The sequence below is a fragment of the Paenibacillus sp. 01T422 genome (assembly GCF_056398785.1).
The window spans coordinates 1-6,126 of record NZ_JBFTQB010000639.1 but is presented as its reverse complement, the minus strand read 5'-3'; the positions used below and the strand labels follow the sequence as shown (position 1 = coordinate 6,126).

The 6,126-nt window shown below is 46.1% G+C and carries 5 protein-coding genes and 1 pseudogene; all 6 read left to right on the top strand.

The window, feature by feature from the left end; translation table 11 throughout:
* Window positions 1–173: oligopeptide/dipeptide ABC transporter ATP-binding protein (locus AC1DUA_RS27930; protein WP_477502869.1), on the top strand; the 173-nt coding region annotated here is incomplete at its 5' end.
* 153 nt (window positions 174–326) lie between these two features.
* Complete coding sequence (bshC, locus tag AC1DUA_RS27925; protein ID WP_477502868.1) at window positions 327–1,961, top strand: bacillithiol biosynthesis cysteine-adding enzyme BshC; 1,635 nt, start codon at window positions 327–329, stop codon at window positions 1,959–1,961.
* A gap of 11 nt (window positions 1,962–1,972) precedes the next feature.
* Window positions 1,973–3,084, top strand: a pseudogene (locus tag AC1DUA_RS27920) (adenosylhomocysteinase).
* Between the two features lie 130 nt (window positions 3,085–3,214).
* Window positions 3,215–4,309, top strand: coding sequence for a DUF4349 domain-containing protein (locus tag AC1DUA_RS27915; RefSeq protein ID WP_477502867.1), 1,095 nt, complete (start codon window positions 3,215–3,217; stop codon window positions 4,307–4,309).
* Window positions 4,310–4,435: 126 nt separating this feature from the next.
* The gene (gene mraZ, locus AC1DUA_RS27910) at window positions 4,436–4,873 is read left to right on the top strand and encodes a division/cell wall cluster transcriptional repressor MraZ (protein WP_145656939.1); all 438 of its coding nucleotides are present in this window, start codon (window positions 4,436–4,438) and stop codon (window positions 4,871–4,873) included.
* Window positions 4,874–4,977: 104 nt separating this feature from the next.
* On the top strand, window positions 4,978–5,928 hold the full coding sequence (gene rsmH, locus AC1DUA_RS27905; RefSeq protein ID WP_477502866.1) for a 16S rRNA (cytosine(1402)-N(4))-methyltransferase RsmH: 951 nt from the start codon (window positions 4,978–4,980) through the stop codon (window positions 5,926–5,928).
* Window positions 5,929–6,126 lie beyond the last annotated feature (198 nt).

Sequence of the window (6,126 nt, the reverse complement as noted above, 5' to 3'; positions counted from 1 at the left end):
AGCGTACACGTGAGCGCATCATTCTTCAAGGCGACGTGCCGAGTCCGCTCAACCCGCCAAGTGGTTGTCCGTTCCGTACACGTTGTCCGCAGGCGATGCCGCAATGCGCGGAATCCATGCCGCCAACCAAAGAAGTGGAACCGAATCACTTCGTGGCTTGTCATTTGTACTAAATCTTTCACCGGCCGTCCCGAAAGGGGCGGCTTTTTGGCATTCGACCGTTCAATTGTAATTAATTGAAATACAGTTTTGACGATTTTCTGCCTACCGTGTACAATCAAAGGATAGTTGTTTTATTTGGTATGAAGAGGGGACACTAGTCGCATATGCAAATGGAAACTTTTCATTGGAAAAAGAGTCAGAAACTAGCTGAGGATTATATTCATCAATCAGCAGAAGCTGCACCATTATTTCCATATCATTTTGGAAATCAAGAAGATTGGCAATCCCGCGTTAAGTGGTTAGACGAAGGGTATTCCGCACGGAAGGCTGATCGCGGATGCTTGGTGGAAGTGCTGAAAGCATACAACGAGAGAATTGGTAATACCGGGGCTGCCCTGGATCAAATTGCCGCGCTCGCTAACCAAGAGGCACTTGCCATTGTTGGTGGACAGCAAGCAGGGCTGTTCGGCGGTTCGCTACTCGTTTTGTACAAAGCCATCACGATTATTCAGCTTGCTCGTGAGTGGAGCTCCAAATTAAATCGTCCGGTCGTTCCTATCTTCTGGATCGCTGGCGAAGACCATGATTTTGACGAAGTAAATCATATGTACGTTCTGTCGAATGCACAGCAGATTGACAAAATGAAGGTGGACCACCCAACAGGGCTACGCACGTCTGTTAGCAAGCTTCCGCTAGAGCCTGAAGCGTGGAGAGACGCCTTGGCGGCATTGGATCAGTCCTTGATGGATACGGAGTTCAAAGCTTCCCTGATGGCGAAATTAGAAGGCACTACGGCGGGTAACTCAACACTATCCGATGCTTTTGCCCGTTGGATGGCTGTCCTGTTCGGCGAATATGGACTTGTTATGATTGATTCAGATGAACCAGCTCTTCGTGCCATAGAAACAGAGATGTTCGAGCAGCTAGTTTTGCAAAACGAAGCTTTCGCAGCATCCCTCATGAAGAGTCAAGACGACGTGCAGCGTGCAGGCTACAGCAGTCAAGCCGAAGTAGCGAATGACGGGGCAAATCTTTTTGTTTACGCAGGTGGACACCGTTTGCTTCTGCATCGTGAAGGGGAGTATTTTACAGATAAGAAAAAGGAATATCGCTTTACCAGAGAACAACTGCATGATCTGGCGGTAACGAGCCCTGAGCAGTTGAGCAACAATGTCATGTCCAGGCCGCTTATGCAAGAGTTTTTGTTCCCTGTACTCGCCAGCGTGTTAGGTGCCGGTGAAATTGCTTACTGGGCGCTCACGAAGCAGGCGTTTGAACAGTTTGGCATGAAAATGCCGATTGTTGTGCCGCGTCTGGAGTTTACCTTGATCGAAGGCACCGTTCAGAAACAAATGCACAAGTATGATTTTACATTTGAGGATGTCCTGCATCGTTTTGAGCAAAAGAAGCAGGAGTGGCTGGATGCGCAAGATACATTGCGACTAGGTGAACGTTTCGATAAGGTGAAAACGGAGTTTGAGAGCAGCTACGCCCCCCTTGTTGAATCATTGGCCGTGATTAATTCTGGCATTAAAAAGCTCGGAGATACGAATCTGATGAAAATTTTAGAACAGATAGAATTCCTGCAAAATAAAGCTTCGGATGCGTACAAAACACAGTTTGATGCGACGTTAAGACAACTAGAGCGCATTCGATTAACCATAATACCGTTAGCAAAGCCGCAAGAAAGAGTGTATAATGGGTGTGTTTATATGAATCGATATGGGAATGATTGGCTGCGTGCGCTTGTCGAGACGCCGATCCCTGTGGACGGTTTGCATCGTGTTTATTATTTGTAGGAGGAACATACATGACAACTGTTGAAAAAAGTATTGTTGCCGATATGACGCTGGCACCTGAAGGCCRTTTGAAAATTGATTGGGTTCAGGCGCATATGCCTGTTTTGAACCGTATCCGTGAGCAATTTGAAAAAGAACAACCTTTTAAAGGATTAAAAGTAACCATCTCCTTGCATTTGGAAGCGAAAACAGCTTACTTGGCTAAAGTAGTGAAAGCAGGCGGAGCGGAAGTTACGATTACAGGCAGCAATCCGCTGTCTACACAAGATGATGTATGCGTAAGGATCTTGCTGCACAAGTTCGCGGCGGTGCTGAGGAAACAACAACCGGTATCATTCGTTTGAAAGCGATGGAAAAAGAAGGGAAACTGGAATTCCCGATGGTTGCTGTTAACGATGCCTTCTGTAAATACTTGTTTGACAACCGCTACGGTACAGGTCAATCCGTTTGGGACGGAATTAACCGTACAACGAACTTGGTTGTTGCCGGTAAAACAGTTGTTGTTGTCGGCTACGGCTGGTGCGGTAAAGGTGTTGCGATGCGTGCCAAAGGTCTAGGCGCTAATGTGATCGTGACAGAAATTGACGCTATCAAAGGCGTTGAAGCTTACATGGATGGTTTTGCAGTAATGCCGATGATTGAAGCGGCGAAATTGGGTGATTTCTTCGTGACGGTAACGGGCAACCGGGATGTTATCCGCGGCGAACATTATAAAGTCATGAAGGATGGCGCTATTCTTTCGAATGCAGGCCATTTCGACGTGGAAGTTAACAAGCCTGAACTTGAAGCACAATCGGTGTCCAAGCGTACAGTTCGTCGTAACATTGAAGAGTATCAGCTGACGGATGGCCGTAAAATCTATGTGCTGGCTGAAGGACGTCTTGTGAACTTGGCGGCAGGTGACGGACATCCAGCTGAAATCATGGATATGACGTTTGCGCTGCAAGCAATGTCTCTAAAATATGTGAATGATGAATATAACAAACTAGGTAAAACAGTTGTCAATGTGCCTTACGTACTGGATGAGCAAGTGGCCAGATTCAAATTGGAATCGCTTGGCACAAGCATTGATTCCTTAAGTGATGAGCAAAAGCTGTACCTGGATAGTTGGGCAGAGCATTAAATAATATGAACCTTTCGGACCGCTTAGTGGTCTGGGAGGTTTTTTTATTTGTAAAGATTATGCAACAAATTGAGTGTGCCATCCGTTTATAGGGTGTGTAACCTATATTTGGTAGCGAGGGGATGGCAAGATGGGGGTCAAAAAGTGGGGTCAAAAGGTTTCAATGCTGCTTGCTGTAGGTATGCTGATTAGCGGTCTTTTGGCAGGATGCAGCTCATCCAAAGGTGAGGCAACTTCGTCCTCAGAGCAAAAAATGAGCTCAGTCAGCAGTGACGCAATGAAGATGGATGTGCCGCGCGCAGAAAGTCAAAATGCTGCTGCTCCCGCCGTTCAGGCACAGGCAGCGAGCGACCTGAAGGGGAAAGTAGCAGACACTGCTACGGCTCAAGCGCCAACTGATGGCAAAGATRCTACGATGACTGTTATGCCGGCAATTGGCAGCGATGAAGCTGCCGGCTTTAATCGTAAGCTGATTTACCGGGCTAATTTGGTTATGCCGGTAGATGATTACGGGAAAGCTCAAACGGCGCTCAGAGACCTTGTGACTTTGAGTGGAGCGTACATCCTGCAGTTCTCGGAGAACGCTAATACAGGAGAGAAAGGCGGCACGTATACCATTAAAGTGGCCGCTAATGGCTTTGTTTCTTTGTTGGATGGTTTAGAGAAGATCAGTCCATCACTGCAAAGGAATGTTCAGGGGCAGGATGTAACGGAAGAATACGTTGATCTCAGTTCACGTTTGAAAGCCAAACAGCTGGTAGAAACGAGATTGCTCGGCTTTATGGAGAAAGCTTCAAAGACGGATGATCTGCTGGCATTCTCGAATGAGCTCTCGAAAGTGCAAGAAACGATCGAACAGATCAAAGGCCGTATGAGGTACTTGGATCAAAATGTAGCTTACTCCACGATAGAAATCCGGATGTATCAACAAACGGATAAGAAGCCTCTCCTTTCAGACCCAAGTAAGCTTAGCCTAAATGAGCGCATTGAGAAGGCGTGGAGTTCTAGCCTAAATGTACTAGTAGCGGTGCTTCAGGGTATTCTTGTTTTCCTGGCGGCTGCATTCCCGATCATCGTGATTGCGTTATTGATTGGTATTCCAATTTGGGTATACAGGCGCAAAAGAAACAAGCAATTGGAAGCGATGCGAAATCAGCTTAAAGAGCAAAATGCTTCTTTGAACTCACTTGAAGACGAGAAACAAGGAACAAAAGACGCAGAATAGACCTAAATATGAAAAAAATTTTCACAAATCCTGCTCAAGAAGCAGGATTTGTTGCGTTATTGGCGAATTAACTTTAAAAAGTGGTGAAAAGTGGTACGAAGTGGAGGGAAAGGGGGGCGCCATGCTATGTTCATGGGGGAATATCAACATAGCATAGACGAAAAGGGTCGTATGATTATCCCGGCCAAGTTTCGTGAAGCCCTTGGCGAATCCTTCGTTATCACTCGCGGTCTAGATCAGTGCTTGTTCGTGTACCCACGTTCCGAATGGGCTGTGCTCGAGCAAAAGCTGAAGGCATTGCCGCTGATGAAATCAGATGCTCGTGCATTTACCCGCTTTTTCTTCTCTGGTGCAACGGAGTGCGACCTTGATAAACAAGGTCGGGCTAATATTCCAGGCAATCTCGTCGATCATGCCAAGCTTGAAAAAGATTGCGTCGTAATCGGTGTTTCTAACCGAGTAGAGATTTGGAGTAAGCAAATTTGGGAAAGCTATGCCAATGAATCGGAACAGTCATTCAATGAAATAGCTGAGAAACTCGTCGACTTTAATTTTGATTTATAGATGTTTTAAAGATTACGCTTACGAAGACAGTTTTGCCAAGGCAAAACAAAGACTATGCTTACGAAGAAAGCTTTGCCAAAGCAAAGCTCTAGGAGGACACCAAGTTGTTTCATCATGTGACGGTACTAAAAGAAGAATCAGTTGAAGGTTTACATATAAAGCCTGATGGCGTATACGTGGATTGTACGATGGGGGGGGCAGGGCATAGTTCCCTGATAGCTTCTAAATTAGGTCCTAATGGGTTACTGATAGCTCTTGACCAGGACGATGTTGCTCTAGCTAATGCTCAAACTGTCCTCTCGCCTTACTTAGATCGAGTGAAAATCGTGAAAAGCAATTTCAGAGATTTAGAGCAGGTGCTCATGGATGAGCCGAGAGCACTACGCGATGGGAAACCTCAGGTTGATGGGATTCTCTTCGACCTTGGCGTATCTTCCCCGCAGCTGGATGATGGAGAGAGAGGTTTCTCTTATCACCAAGATGCAGAGCTCGATATGAGAATGGATCGCACAACGGAATTAACCGCCAAAACGATTGTTAATGAATGGGCCCCTGAGCGAATTGCGAAGATTTTGTTTGAGTACGGGGAAGAGAAATTTTCTCGTCGGATTGCAGGTGTCATCGCTGAAGCTCGTACCAAAGGGCCGATTGAAACCACTGGTGAACTTGTTGAGCTGATCAAGGAAGGGATTCCTGCAGCAGCGAGGAGAACAGGCGGACATCCAGCTAAGAGAAGTTTCCAGGCGCTGCGCATAGCGGTTAACGATGAGTTAGGTGCTTTTGAAGAGGCTTTGGAGCAATCTGTGAGATGTTTGGCACCAGAGGGCAGAGTAGCGGTTATCACGTTCCATTCTTTGGAAGATCGCATCTGCAAGCAGTTTTTCGTCAAAAATGTAGAGAAATGTACGTGTCCACCGGCGTTTCCGATGTGTGTTTGCGATAAAGCCGGTGATCTTAAATTAGTAACACGCAAACCGATAATTCCAAGTGAACATGAACTTGAGGTGAACCAAAGAGCAAGATCCGCCAAATTACGTATTGCAGAAAAGCTTTGACACAAAAGGAGGAAGTTGATATGCCATCTTACATCCAGGGGAATTTAGCGCTTGATCAGAAACGAACTGTTCCAGCAGCTAAGGTTAAGATTAAAGAGACAACGAAGGTTGTTTATCGCAATAAATCGCTGCCGACCCAAGAAAAAATGTTGTATCTGTTCATCGCTGCCGACCCAAGAAAAAATGTTGTATCTGTTC